The sequence below is a fragment of the Dysgonomonas sp. 37-18 genome (assembly GCF_001899125.1).
GTDB lineage: Bacteria > Bacteroidota > Bacteroidia > Bacteroidales > Dysgonomonadaceae > Dysgonomonas.
Map to the genome: position 1 here is coordinate 23199 of NZ_MKVC01000004.1, position 24036 is coordinate 47234.

21 protein-coding genes are annotated in these 24036 nt (G+C 36.6%); 10 read left to right on the forward strand and 11 right to left on the reverse strand.

Features of this window, described 5'->3' with window-relative positions:
- Positions 1–60 precede the first annotated feature (60 nt).
- From radA to BGO84_RS01120, 3 genes are read right to left on the reverse strand one after another with little or no spacing between them, the layout of a single operon-like run.
- On the reverse strand, positions 61–1425 hold the full coding sequence (gene radA, locus BGO84_RS01110) for a DNA repair protein RadA (RefSeq protein WP_291026878.1): 1365 nt from the start codon (positions 1423–1425) through the stop codon (positions 61–63).
- Between the two features lie 22 nt (positions 1426–1447).
- Positions 1448–3061, reverse strand: coding sequence for a trypsin-like serine protease (locus BGO84_RS01115; protein ID WP_291026881.1), 1614 nt, complete (start codon positions 3059–3061; stop codon positions 1448–1450).
- Positions 3058–3579, reverse strand: coding sequence for a shikimate kinase (locus BGO84_RS01120; RefSeq protein ID WP_283687667.1), 522 nt, complete (start codon positions 3577–3579; stop codon positions 3058–3060). The genes BGO84_RS01115 and BGO84_RS01120 overlap by 4 nt, the downstream gene beginning before the upstream one ends.
- A gap of 418 nt (positions 3580–3997) precedes the next feature.
- Between BGO84_RS01120 and BGO84_RS01125 the strand changes: the two genes are divergently transcribed.
- Positions 3998–4636: an HAD family phosphatase gene (locus BGO84_RS01125; protein ID WP_291026884.1), complete on the forward strand. Its 639-nt coding sequence runs from the start codon at positions 3998–4000 to the stop codon at positions 4634–4636.
- Between the two features lie 8 nt (positions 4637–4644).
- On the opposite strand, the gene BGO84_RS01130 is transcribed toward BGO84_RS01125, so the two are convergent.
- From BGO84_RS01130 to BGO84_RS01145, 4 genes are all read right to left on the reverse strand, one after another.
- On the reverse strand, positions 4645–5163 hold the full coding sequence (locus BGO84_RS01130; protein ID WP_291026887.1) for an NUDIX domain-containing protein: 519 nt from the start codon (positions 5161–5163) through the stop codon (positions 4645–4647).
- Positions 5164–5363: 200 nt separating this feature from the next.
- Complete coding sequence (locus tag BGO84_RS01135; RefSeq protein WP_135104423.1) at positions 5364–5582, reverse strand: (4Fe-4S)-binding protein; 219 nt, start codon at positions 5580–5582, stop codon at positions 5364–5366.
- Positions 5583–5637: 55 nt separating this feature from the next.
- Positions 5638–5937, reverse strand: a complete 300-nt coding sequence (locus tag BGO84_RS01140) for a GNAT family N-acetyltransferase (protein ID WP_291026890.1) — start codon at positions 5935–5937, stop codon at positions 5638–5640.
- A 72-nt stretch (positions 5938–6009) separates the two neighbouring features.
- Positions 6010–7170, reverse strand: a complete 1161-nt coding sequence (locus BGO84_RS01145; RefSeq protein WP_291026893.1) for a low temperature requirement protein A — start codon at positions 7168–7170, stop codon at positions 6010–6012.
- A 248-nt stretch (positions 7171–7418) separates the two neighbouring features.
- On the opposite strand from BGO84_RS01145, the gene BGO84_RS01150 reads away from it, so the two are divergent.
- Entirely contained in the window at positions 7419–8585 is a 1167-nt protein-coding gene (locus BGO84_RS01150; protein ID WP_291026896.1) for an AIR synthase related protein, read from the forward strand.
- 121 nt (positions 8586–8706) lie between these two features.
- Complete coding sequence (locus BGO84_RS01155; RefSeq protein ID WP_135104419.1) at positions 8707–8946, forward strand: hypothetical protein; 240 nt, start codon at positions 8707–8709, stop codon at positions 8944–8946.
- 77 nt (positions 8947–9023) lie between these two features.
- On the opposite strand, the gene BGO84_RS01160 is transcribed toward BGO84_RS01155, so the two are convergent.
- The 4 genes from BGO84_RS01160 to BGO84_RS01175 all read right to left on the reverse strand — a co-directional run bounded on the left by BGO84_RS01160 (position 9024) and on the right by BGO84_RS01175 (position 16689).
- Positions 9024–11108 (reverse strand): DNA topoisomerase 3, encoded by a 2085-nt coding sequence (locus tag BGO84_RS01160; RefSeq protein ID WP_291026899.1) that lies wholly within the window; start codon positions 11106–11108, stop codon positions 9024–9026.
- Between the two features lie 72 nt (positions 11109–11180).
- Positions 11181–11999 carry a 3-methyl-2-oxobutanoate hydroxymethyltransferase gene (panB, locus tag BGO84_RS01165; RefSeq protein WP_135104417.1) on the reverse strand — a complete coding sequence of 273 codons (819 nt, stop codon included), beginning with the start codon at positions 11997–11999 and terminating at the stop codon, positions 11181–11183.
- A 267-nt stretch (positions 12000–12266) separates the two neighbouring features.
- Positions 12267–13787, reverse strand: a complete 1521-nt coding sequence (locus BGO84_RS01170) for a hypothetical protein (RefSeq protein ID WP_291026902.1) — start codon at positions 13785–13787, stop codon at positions 12267–12269.
- Positions 13788–13833: 46 nt separating this feature from the next.
- Positions 13834–16689 (reverse strand): TonB-dependent receptor, encoded by a 2856-nt coding sequence (locus BGO84_RS01175; protein ID WP_291026905.1) that lies wholly within the window; start codon positions 16687–16689, stop codon positions 13834–13836.
- Positions 16690–16925: 236 nt separating this feature from the next.
- On the opposite strand from BGO84_RS01175, the gene BGO84_RS01180 reads away from it, so the two are divergent.
- The 7 genes from BGO84_RS01180 to BGO84_RS01210 are packed head-to-tail and all read left to right on the forward strand — an operon-like array spanning position 16926 to position 23854.
- Positions 16926–17495, forward strand: coding sequence for a hypothetical protein (locus tag BGO84_RS01180; RefSeq protein WP_291026908.1), 570 nt, complete (start codon positions 16926–16928; stop codon positions 17493–17495).
- 23 nt (positions 17496–17518) lie between these two features.
- Positions 17519–18853, forward strand: a complete 1335-nt coding sequence (locus BGO84_RS01185; RefSeq protein WP_283687655.1) for a TolC family protein — start codon at positions 17519–17521, stop codon at positions 18851–18853.
- A 7-nt stretch (positions 18854–18860) separates the two neighbouring features.
- Entirely contained in the window at positions 18861–20090 is a 1230-nt protein-coding gene (locus tag BGO84_RS01190) for an efflux RND transporter periplasmic adaptor subunit (protein ID WP_291026910.1), read from the forward strand.
- Between the two features lie 4 nt (positions 20091–20094).
- On the forward strand, positions 20095–20835 hold the full coding sequence (locus tag BGO84_RS01195) for an ABC transporter ATP-binding protein (protein WP_291026913.1): 741 nt from the start codon (positions 20095–20097) through the stop codon (positions 20833–20835).
- Positions 20836–20844: 9 nt separating this feature from the next.
- The gene (locus BGO84_RS01200; protein WP_291026916.1) at positions 20845–22065 is read left to right on the forward strand and encodes an ABC transporter permease; all 1221 of its coding nucleotides are present in this window, start codon (positions 20845–20847) and stop codon (positions 22063–22065) included.
- Positions 22066–22067: 2 nt separating this feature from the next.
- Positions 22068–23156, forward strand: a complete 1089-nt coding sequence (locus tag BGO84_RS01205) for a histidine kinase (protein WP_291026919.1) — start codon at positions 22068–22070, stop codon at positions 23154–23156.
- A complete protein-coding gene (locus BGO84_RS01210) occupies positions 23153–23854 on the forward strand; it encodes a LytTR family DNA-binding domain-containing protein (RefSeq protein WP_291026922.1) in 702 nt (233 codons plus the stop codon). Before BGO84_RS01205 ends, BGO84_RS01210 begins: the two co-directional genes overlap by 4 nt.
- Positions 23855–24036: the final 182 nt, after the last annotated feature.

Here is a 24036-nt window from a genome sequence, read left to right on the forward strand (position 1 = left end):
AGCAAAAAAGATAATGTCGTCAATACTCCTTTTTGATACGATTCTAATATCGTTATATTTTCATCCAAATAATTGCCTAAAAGCTTCTTCTACTTTTCGTACTTGCACGATCTCAATGTTTACTTTCGAGGTAAATCCTTTCAGGTTATTTTGAGGAACAAGTATCTTAGAAAAGCCCAGCTTCTCTGCTTCCAATATTCTTTGTTCAATACGATTTACGGGACGTATTTCACCCGACAAGCCCACTTCTCCAGTCATACAAACATGCTTCTCTATGGAGATATCCAAGCTTGAAGACAATACAGCGCTAATTACTGACAAATCCATAGCAGGATCATTCACTCTAAGCCCTCCTGCGATATTAAGAAATACATCTTTTTGTATCAGCTTAAATCCTGCTCTTTTCTCTAATACCGCAAGTAACATATTCATCCGTCGCAGATCAAAACCTGTAGCCGAACGTTGAGGAGTCCCATAAGCAGCAGTACTTACCAAAGCCTGAGTTTCGATAAGAAAGGGACGTATTCCTTCTATAGCTGCGGCAATAGAAACACCGCTCAGCCCTTCGTGATTCTGAGTTAATAGCAATTCGGAGGGATTACTAACTTCACGAAGCCCATTTTGCCTCATTTCGTAAATACCTAGTTCGGCAGTACTCCCAAAACGGTTTTTTATGCTTCGCAAGATACGATACATATAATGCTGATCTCCTTCGAATTGCAGTACTGTATCTACAATATGCTCCAGCACTTTTGGTCCGGCAATACTTCCTTCTTTATTTATATGCCCGATAAGAACCACAGGGGTTCCTGTCTCTTTTGCAAACTTAAGGATTGAAGCCGAACATTCGCGGACTTGCGATACGCTACCCGGAGACGATTCTACTGATTCTGTGAATATTGTCTGTATAGAGTCTATGATAACAAAGTCCGGTTTTAGATTTTGTATATGAACAAATATCTGTTCGAGATTTGTCTCGCATACGATAAAACAGTTCTCACTATTGGAGTTTATACGATCGGCACGCAATTTCAATTGCCTGGCACTCTCTTCTCCCGAAACATATAGTGTTTTTATTTTTCTCAGTCCTAAGACTGTTTGTAAAACAAGTGTCGACTTTCCGATGCCGGGTTCACCACCAATCAGCACCAACGAACCGGGAACCAGTCCTCCTCCAAGCACACGGTTCAATTCTCCATCGTGCAAGTCTATACGAGGTTCTTCTCCCGTTTCTACTTCTTTCAATAATAATGGCTTCGCCTTAGATGTTTCAAATAAGTTGGAGTTCCCTCTCGATGAGCTATCTTTACTAACAATCTCTTCTACATAAGTATTCCACTCTCCACATACAGGACACTTCCCTAACCATTTAGGAGAGTCATTTCCACAGTTGTTACAAACATATACTGTTTTGGTTTTAGCCATTTTATTATTGGATCTTTCTTCTTTACTTCATTACTTTTATCGACTTCGTAGACCTTCCCGAAACATCCACAGAGACAATATATACTCCCGGACGCCATCCATATAACGTTTCTTCAAATATAGAAGAATCAAAACCTGTAGTTTTAGTATACAATATTCGTCCGTTTAAGTCTGCAATACTTACTTTCTTTAATATATCTTTAGCATATATGCGCAAGACATCACCTTTAAAATATATGAGGAATTCTGGTTGTTGATCAGGATTTGGCTCGTCAGTTCCAAGCGAACTCAACCCCTTCAATTTAGTAGCTCCTGTATTATTGGGATCCAAATATTTAGACATATGCTGATCTGCATCATAGTACTGATCCCAATGAAACCAAAATTTACCAAAAGAATCAGCTAACCCCTGATTTGAACAATTACTTTCTCCTCCTGATAATGTACCCACCACATAACCGTTTTGATTAAAGAGAGGAGCTCCCGAAGAACCACCCTCTGTAGCGCCTTTATAATAAGTCACACTCCATTGAGTACCATCTGGCTCGTCTTCAGAGTCCGGATCCCATTTACTCGAAGTAAGAGGTTTATTAAATAGAGTTATTTTTTTAACATCTCCCAGAGGGTGATGAATTACCGCTCCACCTGTTACACTCGCGCCATCATTTGTTCTATCCCAACCGTTGTAATAGACATCCCAGTTATCGGGAATTGACTCAGACAACCTAAGTAAAGCACCGTCAGAACCATCATCGATTGAATTAAGTACCAATGGTTTTGCACCTTTATGATATTTATAGTTGGGTCTGTTTTCTGTTTCACATTCGGGGGTCTCATAATCAAAAAAGAATTCAGTATTAGATATTATTGACGACGATAAGTATTCAAAACAATGATATGCTGTTAACACATAGGGAGTTTTATCTTCACTCGTGTTATTAATTAACGTACCCGAGCAAAGATAAGTACTACCTCCTCTTTTGACACGCAATTGCAACACTCCTTTTTTCTGATTCTTCCAAAAGCCACCTTCTGCACAATTTATATTTACCATACAAGAATTAGAGGCAGTATTAAAGCCACTGATTGGGTCGCCTTGTTCATCAACATATTTATACCCTACATCGGATATATGCAATCGTGGAGTTCCTAGATTTTGTGGTGCTACATATTCAAGTACAACATTATCTCCTTTCAGATTCTCGAGAGAGTAAGCTCCACCTTGTGGGTTATCTTCATGTTTGTATACAATAGCATTTTTCACATTGCTTTTTTCATATACATATAATTGAGCCCCTTCGGGTAAATAAAAATCATCGAATCCTATATAAAACCCTTTGGCATCAGGAATATCAAAAGACAACTTCCAAACATTTTCTTTTGTAGGCAATACCGACCATGTACCAACTGTGTCGGAAGCTATATCTAATGTATAAATCTTAGCCTCTTTGAGTGGAAGGCCTCTTCTTTTTACATTGTTTTTTACTACTAATAATTTTGTATTTTCTTTTTCAACAATGAGAGTCAATTTCGATTTATCTTTATTGAAACTATATTGCTTTTCTTGGGCAGAGAGTGAAATAATACAGGATAACAAAGTAATACCTGCTAAAAAACGAATCAGACTTAAGTTCATAATAATTTTATTAATTTCCGAACATACTCATTTACATCTTCACGAGTGACCAACACCTCAGTTTCATATATAATTTTCGCTTTTGAATAAAAAGGCTCTCTCTTTTCTAGAGTATCTGTTACAAACCGAAGTAGTTCCTCTTCATTTTTATCCTTTATCAAAGGACGTTTATCTTTACAATCATTCAATCGCGAAGCCAGCACATCAGCCGATGCTTTCAAATAAATGGTTGTACCTACTTGATTCATATACTCTATATTATCAAAAAAGCAAGGTGTGCCTCCACCTGTAGATATCACTACATCTTCGAACTCACCTACTTCTTTCAGAATGCTCTTTTCAATATTACGAAATTCACCTTCTCCAACATCTGAAAAAATCTGTCCTACTGTTTTTTGATAGCGAGCCTGTATGAAGTGGTCTAAATCAACGAATTCTAGATTAAGCTCTTTTGCAAGCTCTCTCCCTGCTGTTGTTTTTCCAGCACCCATATATCCTATCAGGAATATTCTTCTCATCTTAAACAATCAAATATACAAAAATATAAATAAAATAAATAAAGAGGCTTTTTTACAACACCGATTCTTTAGCAAATAAGTATTAATTGCACCTTAATTCCAACTTTTATGACATTCTTTATATAATGGTACAAAAAGTGACAATCCGGAATATATCACAACACAATATACTGCAAACAATTACATAGCAAAAGGTGACAAAGGTGACACTTTTTTATATAATTATTATTGTCACTTTTCTGCTATGCTTTTTACAAGTAACAAGCGATTAATGAATTTAGATTTCAATCGCAACAGTACTTTATAATAGATATTTTAAACAGAAAAACATACTAACTCTTTACAAATCAAACGCTAATTGTTAATAACGATTTAAAACCTTACCTTTGCAGCGGAAAAGAAGAAATAATATTGAAATATGACAAAAATAACAACCGTACTGTTTGATTTTGATGGAGTGATAGCGAACACCGAGCCTCAATATGATATATACATTGATGCTTTAGGTGAAAAATATAATCTAGGTATCGAAAATTTTGCTTTGAAAGTAAAAGGAACAACTAGTCCGGACATACTAAAAAAATATTTTAGCCACTTACCCAAAGAAGAAGTAAAAACCGTAGAGAGAGAATTAGGTGAATTCGAATTGCAAATGGACTTTCCTTTGGTAGACGGTGTGATGGAGTTTATTGAGTATCTGAAAAACAATAACTATAAAATAGGATTGGTAACTAGTTCGCAGGACTTCAAAATGAAACGTGCTTTGGATATATTAAATTTATCCAAAACATTCGATACCGAAGTTACAGCGGCACGCATAACCAAAGGTAAACCTAATCCGGCATGCTATCTATTAGCTGCGGAAGACCTAAATGTATCTCCCTCAGAATGTGTTGTATTCGAAGATTCTTTTCATGGAATACGAGCAGGCAAAGATGCCGGAATGCGTGTTGTAGGTGTTTCCACTACAATTTCCGAAAATGAACTTCAAGGTAAAGCCGATTTTATAATTTCAGATTTTTCAGATCTAAAACAAGTCATCGAATATATCAACTAAATATAGGACTAATATTGAGTTATATTTTGAGAGCCTTTGTGTAGGAATAATCTGAAGTCGGATTCAAAATTTAAGGTAAATACATCTTTACCCAACTCTTTTTGTACCTCATCGATCGTCCAAAAACGTCCGTCGGCAAGCTCTTCGGTATTTAGTATAAAGTCACCATTGTATATAGCATAATAACAATAGCTTAATTCACGTTCCCGATCTGTCTCTATTATATATTTGGTTATATAGCGAGGTATAATATCCGATATATTTAATTCTTCGGAAGCCTCGCGCAATGCTGCTTTTTCGGGTGTCTCGTTTAAATCTATATGCCCCGCCACGGAAGAGTCCCACCTGTTGGGCTGTACATCTTTTGTAGCAGAACGTTTTTGTAAATACAATTCACCTTTAGAGTTAAAGATGTGGAGATGAATTACAGGATGTAACAACTTTGATCCATCATGACAGACACTACGTGATGCTTGTCCAACTACAATACCTTGTTCATCTACTAGAGGAAATATTTCTTCTTGCATTAAAGTCTTTTTTATTATAAAGTCATCTTGACTTCTAAATATAGAAATTATTTTGATTAGAATTAGCTTGTTATCACTACCATTTTTTTGTACAGAATCTTCCGCTTTACGATTTGACTATATAAATAAGTTTGAATATAAGTCTGAATTTGATAAAGTATTTATATATAAAAAGTTTAAGGATAAAGTAGAAGAGTAAATTAGGTCTTATTCATCCGATAGGTAAGAGCTTTGGACGGACACATATCTATCTGTTCTATTAGTTCCTCAGTGGTAGCATTTTCAGGTTTTACCCATGGCCTTTCTTTAGGATGATAAACATTTGGCAGCATTTTAACACAAATACCCGCATGCTTACATATTTCAGGTTTCCATATTACGGTCACTTCCCCGTTTGTGTATTCTATTACTTTTTCCATTTTATAGAAATATTTTTTAATTGATTCTTTTTTTAAGATATGTTACGTTATACATTTATCCCCTTCCCTTCATAAGAATACGCCTCCAGTCTGGATGTTTTTGTATATATCCCGCAACAAAAGGACATAATGGTACTAATTGAAGTTTTTGCATCTCAATATCCTGCAACACTTTTTCTACCAACTGACTGCCTATGCCCTGACCTCCAAGTTCGGAAGGTACTTCGGTATGTGTCAGATAAATCTCATTGTTGACCGATTTCATATATTTTATTTTGGGAATGTATTTTCCTACATGAAATTCATACTGGCTTTCATCTGTATTATTTATCAATTCATATTCCTTTGTTTCCATATTTCATTTCTATTATAAGTTTTGTTTCTTATTTATAAAACATATTTCTAGCACTCTTGTTCTCAATTTTTGTCATTCAACATTTGGATTCATTATTTCATAAATACTGATTGCCACAAATACGAACACAGACAAGGCATTAATTATTAACAGATTCAGGTATGGAGAAAACGGAATTATCAGCAATAAAGCTATTATGCCCACAATATGCGATTTTGCTATAATATGGCAAGTAAGCCATTTATAGGCCATGTTACTCACAAGATAAATGACAGGTCCCACTATTATGACAAAGATTGCAGCTAAAGAAATATAGCCAAGAGGATGATTGACAGTCAGTTCATCTCCAACAGCACTCATTATCAGTGCACCTATCAGTACCACATGCACAGCATGGTATTTCAGCCCTAACATTCCGGGGTCGTCCACTTTCTGGATTTTTTCAGCACCTACTTCGCTACTCGTATCAAAATAGATCCACCACATAGCCAGACTGCTGACAGCAGACAAAAGGGCTGCTGCCACAACAGGAAGTGTCCAAACTTCAAATTCGCTCAACGATGCACCTGTCATCAATATGGTTTCTCCAAAAGCAATAATTACAAAAAGCTGACACCTTTCAGTCAGATGGTGTCCTTCAATTGTCCATTCTTTGCTCGAATCGGAACGACCGAGAATGGGAAGATAAAAACCATGCATAGGAGCTATATAGTCAGACAGAACAGCGATAGTCCATAATATCAATCGAATGAAATCTTCTTCCAAAGCTCCTACGATCCAGAATACGGCTGAGATAAAAAACCATATTAATATACGAGTATAGTTCTTTGTCAGATGATACTTCTTGCCAAGCATGAAAAGAATAATACCCGAACGTCCGATTTGAGTAACAATATAACACAAGGCAAATATGAGCCCCCTATCTCCAAATGCATCTGGTATCGCTGCAGCAATGATAAGCCCTATCAACATTAAGATAAACAGAAAAATACGTATTTTTCGTGTATTAGGATCAAACCAATTAGTCATCCATGTAGTATGCTGCCAAGCCATCCACATGGCAAACCAGATTACTGCACTTTGTAAAAATCCAAGCCATGTAAGATGATGTAGGAGATAATGAGATATCTGGGTGACGGCAAATACATAGATAAGGTCAAAAAGAAGTTCGGAGAAAGAAACAGATGCGATACCATTCCCTCTACTGCGCAACAATGACTGTGAAAATGACATATTATAATAAATTGAAAGATATTTTAGTAGCAATAAAGAAAACTAAAAAGTCAAGATGACTTCTATTTCAACAAAGATAAAATTTACATGTAAGTATGCGCTTAATTTCTCCTCATTTTTTCACATAATTCTCGCCTAAAAGAGAGTTATATATAGTATTGTATGATTGCAAAAATTAGAACTGTATTTCTTATTTCGATATTACCTCTATTTTATTAACTTTGCAGCTTAAATATATTCATATAATAATGAGTGACCAACGATACAACCAGCGTGGCGTTTCAGCATCGAAAGAAGATGTACATAATGCTATAAAAAACATCGATAAAGGAATATTCCCTAAGGCTTTTTGTAAAATAATCCCCGATATATTAGGTGGCGATGCCGAATATTGCAATATCATGCATGCCGACGGAGCAGGAACAAAATCTTCGTTAGCGTATATGTATTGGAAAGAAACCGGCGACCTGTCGGTTTGGAAAGGTATTGCACAAGATGCATTGATAATGAATATAGACGACCTGCTGTGTGTAGGTGCTACTGATAATATTTTATTGTCGTCTACTATAGGGCGTAATAAGATGTTGATTCCGGGCGAAGTGATCTCTGCCATTATACAGGGAACAAATGATCTTTGTGAAGAATTATCGTCACTAGGAGTAAATATATATCCTACCGGTGGAGAAACTGCCGATGTAGGCGACCTCGTACGTACAATAATAGTGGACAGTACGGTTACCTGCCGCATGAAAAAATCGGATGTAATATCTAATGACAATATACAGGATGGTGATGTGATTGTCGGCCTATCCTCATACGGACAAGCCACATACGAAAAAGAGTATAATGGCGGTATGGGTAGCAACGGATTAACATCTGCCCGCCATGATGTGTTTGCGAACTATTTGGCAACGAAGTATCCGGAAAGTTATGATTCGTCTATTCCTAGCAATCTGGTTTATTCAGGCAATATGAAGTTAACGGATATGATCGAAGGGTTAGGAATTGATGCCGGTAAATTGGTTCTATCTCCTACTCGTACTTATGCTCCTGTTATAAAACAGATACTGGATAAATTACGTCCGGTAATACACGGTATGGTACATTGTTCCGGAGGTGCACAAACAAAGGTTCTCCACTTTGTAGATAAAGTAAAGATAACAAAGAACAACTTGTTCCCTGTGCCGCCTTTATTTAAACTGATACAGGAACAATCGGGAACCGACTGGAAAGAAATGTACAAAGTATTCAATATGGGGCATCGTATGGAAATATACTTACCGTCAGAATATGCAGAGGCAGTAATTGATATATCAAAATCTTTCGGTATCGATGCTCAGATCGTTGGATATGTTGAGAAGTCGGAGAAGACAGAACTGCTTATTGATAGTGAATTTGGCCGATTTGAATATTAATTAGGAATAGTTACTGTATTTGATTATCAAATTTAACTTTAGTTAATTAAATTCTATTTGATTTGCTACTATATTTGTATCCAAACGAAAATCTTAATATTCACTTAATAGCGTACAAAGTATGAAAAAAATGATCATGTCGGCAATTATGTGTTTAGCCTTAATTGCATCAACAAGTGTAATGGCTCAAGACAAAGCACCTAAAAAAGATTGTCCTAAATCTAAAACAGAATGTACTAAAGACGGAGAAAAGAAAGCATGCTGTAAAGATAAAGCTGCTGCCGACAAAAAAGCTTGTACAAAAGACGGAGAGAAAAAAGCTTGTTGCAAAGACAAAGCTGCTACAGATAAGAAAAAGTAATTAAAACTTAAGGTAAAAATAAGAGCTATCATTGATTGATAGCTCTTTCTTTTTATATGTGACTGTCACAAAAATAGCTAAGATTTATATTTCGTTTCAAATATTTCTTTTAGTTCATCATCAGTCAAACTATCACCAACTTCATCAAAAGTCAAACGGAAGGTACAGCCCTGTTTCCACTCAGAACATCCGTAAGCCGTTTTCCCTTTCAATATTTTACCGACTTTGCATAAAGGACAAGATAGAGGCTCGCTATTTTTAGATTCGGTTTTCTTTTCTTTCTTAGGCTTTGGTGTTGTTTTTTTCTCAGTACTTTTCTTCTCCTTCGCAGGTTTCTTTGTTGATTTAGCCTCTTCTTTTACGGCTTCTTGTATTGTAATAGTCATTCCCCAATCATTTTTCACATTGGCTACAATCTCGATTAGCATTTGCTTGAGCTCGTCAATGAACTGACGAGGATCGTACTCGTTTCGTTCTATCTGGCGCAACTTTTTTTCCCAGATTCCCGTTAGTTCGGCTGATTTTAGCAGCTCTTCTTTGATTGTACCAATAAGCTCAACCCCTGTTTGAGTAGCATACAGATTCTTTCGTTCCTTGCGGATATAATTCCGTTTAAACAGAGTTTCTATTATTGCGGCCCGTGTAGAAGGACGACCTATACCATTCTCTTTTAAGGCATCACGTAACTCGTCATCATCCACAAGCTTCCCTGCGGTTTCCATGGCACGCAACAAAGTTGCTTCGGTATAATATTTAGGTGGCTGAGTCCATTTTTCGTTCAAGGCAGGGATATGAGGCCCCGATTCTCCTTTTTCAAAAGCAGGTAGTATGTTATCATCGGCATCCTCTTCTTTTTCATCCTGACTTTCTGCTTGCTTTTCAAATACTACTCGCCAGCCGGGTTCCAGAATTTGTTTGCCCGTTACCTTAAATTCTATTTTATTTACTTCACCTAGAACGGTCGTTGTTGCTATTTTACAATTTGGATAAAAAGCTGAAATAAAACGCCTTGTTATAAGATCATAAACTTTTTGTTCGTTACCTGCTATCGCATTCGCCCTTACACCTGTAGGTATAATAGCGTGGTGATCGGTAACTTTACTATTATCAAAAACCTTTTTTGACTTTGGAATCTTTGCTGCTGCCAATAAAGGTTTTACAAGCTCTTCGTAGCCACTTATACCACGGAGGATAGCGGGAATTTTAGGATAAATATCATCACTAAGGAATGTAGTATCAACACGAGGATATGTCACCAGTTTCTTTTCATACAACGACTGTATCGTCTTTAATGTATCTTCTGCCGAGAATGCATACTTTTTATTGCATTCCACCTGTAGAGCAGTAAGGTCAAACAAGCGTGGAGGTGCCTCCTCGCCTTTCTTTACTGATACATCTGTTACTTCAAAATCAGCTTGCTTTATTTCTTCAAGAAACTTCTCACCTTCTTCTTTTACCAGAAACCGTCCTTTAGTTGCAGAGAACGTCGTTTCTCTATAAACTGTTTTTAGCTCCCAGTAGGGCTCAGGCTTAAAGTTCTCAATCTCGAGCTGACGGTTGACAATTAGTGCCAATGTAGGTGTTTGCACTCGTCCGATAGACAGTACCGATCTATTTTGCCCATACTTTACAGTATATAACCGAGTAGCATTCATACCTAACAGCCAATCGCCTATTGCTCTGGACAATCCGGCTTCATAAAGCTTATCGAAGACCCGTTCTTCTTTAAGATTATTAAACCCTTCGCGTATCGAATCTTCGGTTAATGATGATATCCACAGACGTTTTACTGGAACTTTGCATTGAGCTTTTTGCAATACCCAACGTTGAATTAGTTCTCCTTCCTGTCCGGCATCTCCACAGTTTATAACCTCAGCAGCTTGAGAAATCAAGGTTTCAATAACTGAAAACTGCTTCTTAACACCATCATTATCAATAACCTTTATACCAAAACGAGGTGGAATCATCGGCAATACGAATAGAGACCATTTTTTCCACTCCTGGGTATATTCGTGAGGCTCTTTGAGTGTACAGAAGTGTCCGAAGGTCCATGTTACCTGATAGCCATTGCCCTCAAAATAGCCGTCTTTACGAGCATTCGCACCTAAAATACTTGCTATCTCTCTTGCAACACTTGGTTTTTCTGCAATACAAACCTTCATTTATTGTCAACTCCTTTTATAGATATTATAATATTTAATAGATCAGCTATACTTTGCAACAGAGATCAAGCTCTAATAACTTTCGTTCTCATTCGGAAAATCAGAAGTCTTTACATCCTTGATATAATTCTGAACAGCTTCAGTCATTACAGAATGTAAATCTGCATAACGACGTAAGAATTTAGGCGAGAAATTTTTATTTATTCCAAGCATATCATGTACTACCAAAACTTGTCCGTCGGCATGAGGTCCCGCCCCTATACCTATAGTAGGAATTGATAGTTTTGATGTAACTTCTTTTGTCAGTTCAGCAGGAATTTTTTCTAATACGACACCAAAACAACCTACTTCCTGAAGTTTAAGAGCATCCTTTAGTAGTTTATCTGCTTCCGACTGGTCTTTTGCTCTCACATTATAAGTTCCATATTTATTTATAGATTGTGGCATAAGCCCTAAGTGCCCCATTACTGGAATACCGGCATCGATTATCTTCTTGATATCCGAGATAACTTCTTCGCCACCTTCTACCTTAATAGCATCAGCTCCGGTTTCTTTCATCATGCGGATAGCATATTCGAGAGACTTTAATGGGTTACCTGACACTGTACCAAATGGCATATCAACAACAACGAGTGATCGTTTAACTGCATTCATGACAGAACGCCCATGATAAATCATTTGTTCCAGAGTCATCGGAAGAGTAGTAACATTACCAACCATTACATTAGAGGCGGAGTCACCAACCAAGATAACATCCATTCCCGCCTGATCGATAATAGATGCCATTGAAAAATCGTACGCTGTAAGCATTGAAATTTTTTCGCCACGTTGTTTCATTTCTATCAGGCGGCGAGTAGTGACCTTGCGGTTATCTTCTGTGTATGTGGACATAATCTCCTTTTTATGGTTAAAAATTATGGATTTAAAGACACAAAGATATGATTAAAGTATCAATTTAAGGGTTAATCTTACCGTGATATAATTTCTCTTTGTTAAAACAATGCAATTCCAGAGTCATATTAAGAAAGGAGAATATACGCTGCATTCTCTTCTATTTTATGCACTTATATGCTTATTGATATCCCCCAATATTAAGCATAAAAAAGCCGAATGTTTTTCACATCCGACCTTTTCTCATTTTGAAAATTTCTGTTATTATTAGTAAGTAGTGTTTTGAGGATCAAAGTTTGTCCATCCTTGCAACCAGTTATCATTGCTAGAGTCACTGGCAAAAGCACCTGAATAGGTTACTTTTGTGAAGAATGAATCTGACAACGAAGCATTTGAGAAAGAAGCCAATCCAATTACAGGGCTACCTGAAACAGGACCGTAGTTCGGATTACTTGCTTTACTGTTTGGTTGTTTCAATTTCAGGTCTGAAATACTAGTCAAAACTTTATTATTGTTAGCTGTTAGTTTAAAGAATGTACTTGAGAATGATGCTTTTGTTTCGTCAGTTATAGATGTTCCATTGGTTGACAATTGGTCTGTCCATGTAGGCGATTGTTTATTGATATCAGCACCAAGAACGTTCATTCCGGCAAAAACATTGTTCTGTAGTTTAAGTGTGCCGTCTTCAGCCCATTTTTGAGTTGTTCCTTTCTGATTGTCTAATATTAAACCTACCGGATAGCCTGTTGCAACAGAGTTGAAAAGATTCAAACGAGAGTTACGACGAATTTGTATTGCAGCTTGGAATACACCTAGTCTTGATCCATTATTAGGATTTAGTCCATTACCTGTAATGTATTGAGTTGTATTAGCAAAATCTGTAGCTTGTCCGATTGGCCCTATTAGAGTCACATTACTAAATACAGCTTTTGTATATGGTTCGTCGGTTGTACCATTTGCGTTGTTGTCTGATTCGAAACCATTAGATAAAGATTGGTCTGCAATCTGAGGGTTTCGAACACCTAAAAGGAATTGAAGATTACCTGAGTAACCATTATCTGTATCGAAATCATCGTCCCATCCGTGATATGCTACAAGGTATTTAGCATTTACAGTTCCGCCAAACCATTCAAAAGAATCATCATTAGAATAAGATACTTGTACGTGGTCTATTTGTGTGCCACGACCTACAGATCCCATTGTCAAACCATTAATTTCCTGGTCTGTTGCAAAAGGAAATCCGGCATATTCAATTCTCACATAGCTGATTACACCAGAGTTGTCATTATCGTCATTACCACCATGTTTGGCATTTACTCCACCTTCTATTTGCATTCCATCTACGATATCGATATTATTTTTTGCTCTACCGCAAAGTATAATACCTCCCCAGTCTCCCGGCTTACGGCTTCCTGCCGCCTGATTAGAAGTAAATACGATAGGTGCAGAAGCTGTTCCTTTGGCGATTAGCTTTCCTCCTCTTTTTGCTATAATTGCTGCTTTTGTATTTTTATCACCTTTGATAATAGTACCCGGCTCGATAGTCAGTGTAGCACCATCTTCGATATATACCCAACCTTTCAATACATAAGTACCTTTTGCAAGTGTATGGCTCTCTTTTATGCTAAATTCCTGTTCACCATTACCTATTTCTGTACCATTGTTAAATAGGATCTGTTCTTTAGACGGATCTACTGTTGGATCATCATTGCCATTATCAGAACAAGCTGATAGAATAGCGATAGATGCAACTAAAAATAATTTTCTAAATAAATTTAATGTCTTCATATTCATATTATTAAAATGTATTATTTTCTGATTTATAATTTGTTTTCTAAAAAGAGTATCTAGCTGTTAATGATATATTTTGTCCGGTCTTAAATTCTTTTGTTATTTGTTCTCTTTCTTGTGTATTACCATCAGCATCTATGAACTTAGGAAATTGAGCATACTTTACTTTTGCGGCAAGTATATCTTTTACTGCAGCATTTAATTCAAAATGCTTTCCGAATTTTTTAGTTATAATAAAGTCTACTACGCTTCTTGGCATCTCATACATATCAGGAATATCATTGTTCACAGAGCCACCAGAAGTAGTAGATACACGGCCAATACCAACTATCCGTTTCCCAATTATATTATAGAGCGCCGTCGCATTAATTCCCAATTTTTCGTTCTGATAGAATATACCTGTATTTACCAGATAAGGAGATTGACCTTGCATAGGACGATCGTAGTTGGCACTACTTCTTTCTTTAAACTTTACCTCACTTTTTATCAGAGACCCGTTGAAGGTTAAAGAGAAGTTATTAAGCCCTATAAAGTCTAAACTTTTCTTTATGTCTACTTCAATACCATAGTTGTTAGCCTTATCCGCATTTTTGAAAGTATAGATATATGTTCCACCTCCGTCGAGATAAGTCCATTCTATCGGATTCGTAAAGTTTTTGTAAAATAAAGCTACCGAGAAAATTTCTGAGTTGGAAGGATAAAACTCATATCTTAAGTCAAAATTATTGACATATGCAGGCTTTAAGTCAGGATTACCCGAAACAAAACTGAACAAATCGAAATCATAGTATGACGATGATGATATTTCTCTAAATTCTTGTCTGTTTGTAGATCGCCCATAAGCCAATCTTACTAAATGATCGTTAGATAAATTGTAAGAAGCGTTCAAAGAAGGAAATATATCCGTATAGTTATAATCTGATGTTTTTGACTTATCTCCCGATATTGTTGTATAGCTCTTCAATGACATTTTGTTGTGTTCTAAACGAACTCCGGTATAAATATTCAATTTATTCAGTGGAATATTGAAGCCGATATAGCTTGCAGCCTGCGTATTTGTTCCCGAATAATCATTTAATCGATCAGTATCATCATAAATATACAGCTTGGTTGCTCCATAGTTTTGAGGAATCAGCATTTGAGTATAAACATCTTTATATCCAAAGTCTTCATCCAGATTCTCAGGTATCCAGCGATATTTAAAATAGCGTGTATTATAATTCCGATCTCTATATTCTCCATATACACCTGCTTTTATAGACGGTTTAAACCCATTATCAAAAGAGAAATCATGTGTATAATTGGCAGAAAAGGAATAATTATATTCGTTTAGTTTGTTATAGTCGCGTGTTATATCATTTTGATCGATTTGGTATTCCATATAGTGTGCATCACCCGGATAACCATTTTGCTCCCAGTTGATAATACGTCTGTCAGGCTGATTTCTATTGCTGTAAGAAAAACCTAATACCCAATCTAATTTATCTTTCTCGGTCAAGGTGTGCTTCCCTGCAAATTGGGCAGAATAAGCAAGACGACTGCTATAGATATATTCTGCTTTTCGTTGCCCGTAGAAGCCGCTTGTATTCTGATATCCTTCGCGCTCAGTATATCTGTTTTTACCTATTTGATTCAATATATTTCTAAACTCGAAATGGTGTTTATCGTTCGGCATGTATATCAGATTAGCCAAAGCCCCTACCCTTGCATCATTGTTGTACTGATTGTCTTTATATTTAAATGTAAAGTATGGTTTATCATTGTCCGAATCATAAACTCCATATCGGGAGTTTTCCATATCGGTAAAAGTCTTACTTGTATTGCTATAATTCAGAGCAGCTATAAGTCCCCACATACTGTTGTTGGCTCCGGCGTATTTTCGGTTGATAACAAAACCTAAACGTTGATCGGGTAATGGTTTCTTGTTTTTTACAAGCCAATCGTTATTGAATCCGGTTTGAGTGAGATCTGTTACCTGCTGAGAATTATCATTATCTATACGTCCGGATGAAAATGCATTAGAAAGACTTCTCATACCATTATCAAATCCAAGAAAGTCTGTTCCACTACCTTTACTGTATTTAAAATCTTTGAATTGAGTTTGCGTATTTATACCGGCTCCGTAACTGACCTGGATAGAATTTTCGTTTGGGATTCCCTTTGTCTCTACTTTAATAAAACCTCCCGAAAAGTCAGCCGGCAGCTCTGGTTGGGGAGATTTTACAATCATAATATTTTCTATCTGTGAGCTTGGCAATATATCGAATGAGAAAGATCGGCTATCGGCTTCCGAGCTTGGTATAGCACTATTATTTACCCATACATTATTATATCTTTGAGAAAGCCCTCTGGCTACAACAAACTTATCATCTATAATCGATATGCCCGGAATACGTCTTATCACCTCCGATGCATCGCGATCCTGACTTTTTGCAATTTGCTGTGAGGATACCCCACTGACTACTGCGTTCGACTTTCGTATAGAGCTGAGTAAAGACACTTCAGAATTTATACGTCCCAAGGCTACAACGTATACTTCGCCTAATGTATGCGATGCTTCTATCATGGGAATATCTACTACAGTGGGCTCTCCTTTTTTGATCTCTACATCTGTAATTTCTAATGGTTGATATGAGATGTAAGAAGTTACGAGGGTATATTTCCCCGGACTAAGCTTCAATTCATATTTTCCATCTTCATCAGAAATAGCACCTATTGTTGTGTTCTTAACAGAAATGGTAACTCCCGGTAGAGATTCTTTTGTTTTTGCATCTACAATACTTCCGGTCAGAATGGTCTGAGCAGAAAGTGTAGTTATTGATAATAAAGCAAATACAAGCAACATTGATTTTAGTAAGTTGCGGTTCTTCTTTTTCACTGAATAGTCAATTTTAAACATATATTTATTTGATATTTTACATTGCAAATCACTTACATTTTTGTTACAAGAGAACTACACCCTCAATAAGTTTAATTCAAGAAAACGTTTCGTTTTAGTTACGGTACGCCAATATCTGGACTAGCCAACAGATCAAACCTAAATATGATCTATTTGTCGATAAAACAGACTTATTCATCGATTACCATTGTGTAGCGAAATACACAAATATACTTTTGAGTAAAAAGAGAAATAAAATGAGGAAAATATTACTGATAACATCCCTTGCTATAGTATGCGGCAGTCTTGCTGCACAAGGCTCTATGGGAGGTATGGGAGGAGGAAGACCTCCCGGAGGAGGCAAAGGACGAGGGGAAGGCCATGCCCCTATGCATCAAGGTAATTCTCGAGACGAGAGCTTTTTTATTATGGGTATACCTGACATTCCGAACCTAACCCTTGAACAACGAGAGAAATTGAGTAAAACGATTTCGGATGAACGGAAGGATATCTTCAAATTGATGCAAGAGAAACAAGAGCTAAAAATGAGATCAGAGAATCCCGGAATAGCGAATAAAGAAAGATTAAAACTTACAGAAAAAATAAGTAAAACAGACGAGAAGATTAAGACTAAACAAGAGAAATACGACAAAAAGTACAAGTCTATACTTACAGCCGAACAATACCACATATTTGCTGAAAAGAAACAAAGCGTGGAGTTCCGCGAACCACCCAGAAGGAGACTCGAAGAGAAAGGAGATCAACGCCCTTCAGTAATGCCAAACGAAGGTACAGCTCCCGATGAATCACCAGATGGAATGTTTTGAAAACATTAAGATACAATTTAAAGATGAGCATTTATTTTACTAAAAATTTGTTAGGTTTAGTAATGGCAGTAACCGGACTCTTCATTCCGGTTGCTGCTTTCTCTCAAAAAAAATGGACATTAAGAGAGTGCATAGACTATGCCAGACAAGAAAACATCCAAGTAAAGAAGTCCATTATCACTACAGAAAGTTACAATGTAGATATTTCGCAATCGAAGGCTGCATTGTTTCCGAGTTTAAGCGGAAGTGTTTCGCAGCGATACACAAACTCTCAGTCACCGGATGGTGCCGGGAATTATCATTATGAGGGATTGTTCAATGGGCAATATACATTAAATGCAAACTGGACAGTATACAATGGTGGAAAAAATAAGAATAATATTAAACAAGCTCAACTAAAAAAAGAAGCTCAAAACCTAAATACAGAAAATATCCGTAATCAGACTGAGATATCTATTACACAGGCTTATTTACAAATTTTATATAGTAGAGAGTCGATAAAAAACAACGAGAATATTGTAGCATCGGATGAAGAGCAATTGAAACAGAGCAAAGAGTTTCTTGATGCAGGAAGTATTACACACAGTGAATATGCTCAGGTGGAAGCTCAATATAGTTCCGACAAATACAATCTTGTACAAGCACAAAGTTCTTACGAAAGTTATAAGTTACAACTGAAACAATTGCTCGAATTAGATTATGATGAAGAGATAGACATTGTATTTCCTGAGATAAATGACGAAGATATACTATTATTTATTCCTTCAAAATACGAAGTTTACAGAAGAGCTCTAAATATAATGCCCGAAGTAGCAAATAGCAAATTAAATATACAGCTGGCTAATCTCAGTAAATCATCTGCAAAGGCTGGGTATCTACCTACTGTTTCTGTTACAGGAAGTATGGGCACCGGTAATATATTTAATAATTCACCCTCTTTTGCAACACAAATAGGACGAAATTTCAATCAGTCTATAGGACTTACGCTTAGTGTGCCTATTTTCGATAATAAACAAAACAAGTCAAACGTAAAAAAGGCAGAACTCGACATACAGACAGCTCAACTTGACTTGATAGATACAGAAAAAACATTATTAAAGACGATAGAAACCTTATACCAAGATGCAGTATCGGGGCAAAGCAAGTATAGAGCAGCTAAGGATCAAGTAAAATCTTCGGAATTGAGTTATCAGCTCGTACTAGAGCAATATTCATTAGGAATGCGCAATACAGTAGAACTCACTACCGAAAAAAATAATTATGCCAATGCTTTACAGTCTTTACTGCAAGCCAAATATACAGCATTGCTAAGTTTGAAATTACTAAATTTCTATCAAGGACAAGAATTAACGCTTTAATAAGATAATGATGAAAAGAAAATCCAAGAAATATCTGATAATAGGAGCTATAGTACTCACTTTATGCTGTATAGCTTTTCTTATATTCCCACAAGAGAAAAAGACAATAACTACATTAACAACAGCTAAGGTAGACAAAGGGAACCTTTCTATAGCCATCACAGCGACAGGAACAATAGAACCCATTACCCTAGTAGAAGTAGGTACACAGGTTTCGGGTGTAATATCTAAAATATATGTGGATTACAATTCGGAGGTCAAGGCCGGACAAGTACTTGCCGAACTGGATAAACGCTTACTCGCATCTGAACTGGAAAATGCTAATGCAGCACTTCAATCGAGACAAGTGGATCTGGATCTTCAAAAGAAAAATTATGAGAGGCAAAAAAGCCTTTGGGAAAAACAAGCGATCAGCAAGGTTGATTGGGAAAATGCCGAATCGACATACAAAACCGCTCAACTGGCTGTAACATCTTCCAAAGCAGCCGTATTAAAGGCTCAAACCAATCTTGGTTATGCAACTATTACTTCCACAATAGACGGAGTAGTTGTTTCCCGTGCTGTAGAACAAGGACAAACGGTAGCTGCATCATTCAGCACTCCGACTCTTTTCACCATCGCAAACGACCTGACCAAGATGCGCGTAATAGCCAATGTAGATGAAGCAGATATAGGCGGAGTAAAAGAGGGACAACGAGTATCTTTTACTGTGGATGCTTTTCCCGAAGACGAATTTCAGGGGAAAGTAGTGCAGGTAAGACTGGAAGCAACAACTACATCTAACGTAGTTACATATCAAGTTGTAATAGATGCTCCCAACCCTGATCTCAAATTAAAACCAGGGCTGACAGCAAACGTAAACATCTATACAATGGAAGAAAAAGACTTACTATTGATTCCTTCAAAAGCTTTACGTTTCAACCCTGCACCCGAAGTAATGAAAGATATAGAAGGGTTAAAGGTATCAGAACAAAGAGGTCCTGTTGATTCTAATAATGATAAAACTCAGAAAATAGTATGGATAAAGGAAGGAGATAAGCTATTACCCAAACATATTGCTATTGGTAAAACCGACGGCATACATACAGCTATAATAGAAGGACTGCATGTAGGAGAGGAAGTTGTAACCGGAGTATCACAAAAGACAAATGGTGATAAACCCGAAGGACAAACCAATGGCAATGGAGAATCTAGCCCTTTTATGCCAAAACGCCCCGAAGACAATAAGAAAAAATAACGTAATGACTAAAGAAATTATAAGAGTTGAAAACCTCAAGCGAAACTATATTGTTGGGGATGAAACGGTTCATGCTTTGAGAGGAATAGACTTTAGTATATCCGAAGGCGAATTTGTCACAATCATGGGTACAAGCGGCTCGGGTAAATCTACTTTATTGAATATACTGGGCTGTTTGGATACACCGTCCGATGGTGAATATTATTTGGATGGGATTTCTGTACGCAAAATGGGTAAAAATGAAAGAGCAACTCTCCGCAATCGTAAGATTGGATTTATATTTCAGTCTTACAATTTACTGGCAAAAACAACAGCTGTTGAAAACGTAGAGTTACCATTAATGTACAATCCGGATATATCGGCAAAAGATCGTCACCAAAGAGCCATAAAGGCTTTGCAAGATGTAGGACTGGGAGACCGACTGAATCATAAATCGAATCAAATGTCGGGAGGGCAAATGCAACGAGTAGCCATTGCCAGAGCATTAGTGAACGAGCCTGTTATCATATTAGCAGACGAAGCAACAGGGAATTTGGACACTCGTACCTCGTTCGAAATATTATCACTGATGCAGCTGTTACACTCCGAAGGACGTACTATTATATTCGTTACACACAACCCTGAAATATCGGTATTTAGCAGTCGTAATATTGTTATACGAGACGGACGTATCAAAGAAGATACAAGGAATACAAATATTCAATCGGCAAAAGAATTTCTCGCTAAATTACCGGTAGAAAACTGATATATTAAAATGAATTTCATCAATCTCTTTAAAATAGCATTACGAGCCCTTAGCGGTAACAAGTTTAGGGGATTCCTTACTATGCTTGGTATAATTATCGGTGTAGCTGCCGTTATTACGATGCTTGCAATAGGTCAAGGATCTAAAAAAAGTATACAGGATCAGATTTCCACGATGGGCTCTAATATGATAAATATACGTCCCGGAACCGGACAATTTGGGGGTGTGCGCCAAAGCTCTTCCAGCATGCAAACATTAAAGATGGAAGATTATCAGGCAATAGTAGATCAGGCAGAATTCATTTCTGCAGCATCGCCAGAAGTTCAATCTTCGGGGCAAGTGATTTTTGGAGCAAATAATGCCCCAACATCTATCTATGGGGTAAATCCTTCTTTTCTTGATATCCGCAAATATACAATAGCACAAGGTGAAATGTTTACCGATGCCGATGTAAAGACATCTGCAAAAGTGTGTGTGATAGGACAAACTGTAGTTGAGAACCTATTTACGAATGGAGAAGACCCTGTAGGCCAAACGATACGTTTCAATAAAATCCCGTTCAAAGTCATCGGCGTATTAACATCAAAAGGCGATAATACAATGGGAATGGATCAGGATGACCTGATGATATCACCTTACACTACGGTACAAAAGCGTATATTGGCAATAACTTATATACAATCCATATCGGTTTCGGCGGTTAGCGAAGCTGCTACAGATCAGGCCATTTCGAGTATAGAAAATATAATGCGGCAACAACATAAAATAACAGGTAATCAGGAAGATGACTTCAATGTACGATCGCAAAAGGAACTAATAACCATGATGAGTTCTACAACCGACATGATGACTATCTTGCTGGCATGTATTGCCGGAATATCTCTTTTTGTTGGTGGCATCGGTATCATGAATATCATGTATGTCTCGGTAACCGAGCGCACAAGGGAAATAGGTTTGCGAATGTCTATCGGAGCCAAGGGATTTGATATATTGATGCAATTCCTTATAGAATCTATACTATTGAGCGTTACAGGAGGCGTTATAGGCGTGATCATTGGTATTGGCAGTGCATATATTGTGAAAAATATTTTAGCATGGCCTATAGATATTCAAGTTTATACTATAGCTTTGTCTTTTATAGTATGTACCGCTACCGGAATATTTTTTGGGTGGTATCCGGCAAAAAAAGCGTCGACTCTCGACCCTATAGATGCACTCAGATACGAATAACGATGAAAAACTTTATAAGAATATTTCCACATGTACTTATCTGGACAATTGTTTTAATTGTTCCTACTTATCTGATGTCAAGAGAAGGGGTATTTGATATCAAGCCTTTCTACAATTATTGTATACGTGTTGCCCTACTAGCGATACTGTTTTACCTCAATTATTTATATTTGATAGAGAAATTTTTATTCAACCGTAAGATTATTACCTATATAAGTATAAATATTGTGCTTGTTATCATTATTGTTGCATTACAAACAGTAATATCAGACCTGCTCGTTTTTTCCATACCTGTCAATATGCAGGAACATCCAAGAGAATTCCCACGAATGGAAGAACATCGAAGAGGTGGTCCCGGAGGTCCTCCTTTGATGAAATTTATTATAGACTATATGTCTATTTTCTTTCTCATTGGTCTTAGTGTTGCAATAAAAATGACAGCCCGTTGGTATAAAGATTCTATCACTTTCGAGAAAGTAAAAAGTGTACAATTAGAAGCGGATTTGCGAAATCTTAGAAGTCAGCTGAATCCTCATTTTCTATTCAACACATTAAATAACATATACTCGCTTATTGCCATAGATCAAAACAGAGCTCAGAATGCAGTACATCGCTTGAGCAACTTGCTGAGATATGTTATGTATGATAATGATCAGAAATTTGTACCATTGGATAAAGAACTGGAATTCACAAAAAACTACATCGATTTGATGAGACTTCGTCTTAGTTCTACGGTAAAGCTCAATGTTGAAATAAATAGCGCAGGAAGCAAAGATCTGATTGCATCCCTGATGTTTATTACACTTATTGAGAATGCTTTTAAACACGGAATAAACAATGGAGATAATAGCTTCATTAATATAAGTATCTTGGTTGATCCGGGAAAAGGTGTTTTATGCACTGTAGAAAATAGCTTGATTGAAAAAGCTGAAAATATGGAAACTCATAATTCAGGAATCGGACTTGTAAATCTTACAAAGAGGTTGGAGTTGTTATATCCCGACAGATATGAATTCATCGCAGAAAAACGCTCTGATCGCTTCTTTACATTATTGAGGATAGATTTCAAAAAAACAGAAATAACAGTATGACTCTCAAATGTATAATAATAGACGATGAACCCTTGGCTATCGATTTACTAAAATCATACGTCTTAAAAACATCTTATCTGGAGCTAGTTGGAACATTTAATAGCGCACTATCTGCTATCAGCACAATAAATGAGAGACAGATAGATCTACTATTTCTTGATATCAATATGCCTCAGATCAATGGACTTGAGTTTTCAAAAACAATACATGCATCTACACGTATTATTTTCACTACAGCATATGATCAATATGCGGTTGAAGGCTTCCGTGTAAACGCTTTGGATTATTTACTCAAACCAATCAACTACACAGATTTCTTACAGGCAACAAACAAAGCACTAGAGTGGTTTAAACTGGCAAATATATCCCATTCAACAACAAGTATATTTATCAAATCGGGTTACAGAATGGAAAAAATAGATTTTGATAATATTCTGTATATAGAGAACCAGAAAGATTATGTGAAGTTCCATCTCGAAAATCAAAAAGAACCAATTAGCTCTTTAATGAGTATGCAATCGCTTGAAGAAAAACTGCCAAGTAATTTATTTATGAGAGTACATCGTTCTTTTATTGTCAATCTGAAAAAAATAAAAACAATAGAACGAAATTGTATCGTTTTCGGGAAAGAATATATTCCTGTCTCCGAATCATATAAAAGCAAATTCATGGATTTTCTTAACAAACATTTTTTTTAAATCCCCTCTCCATCCACGATTTTTATCGTGACAAATAATCACCCTCTATTATACTCTAGCAATCAATAAGATCATCGCTAATCTTATTGATTGCATATCCAAACCTAAGCATTTGCAAAATATTTTTTAACAAAAAAGATATTGCATTTTTAAATTTTATCATGATCTTTGCAACGTGAACG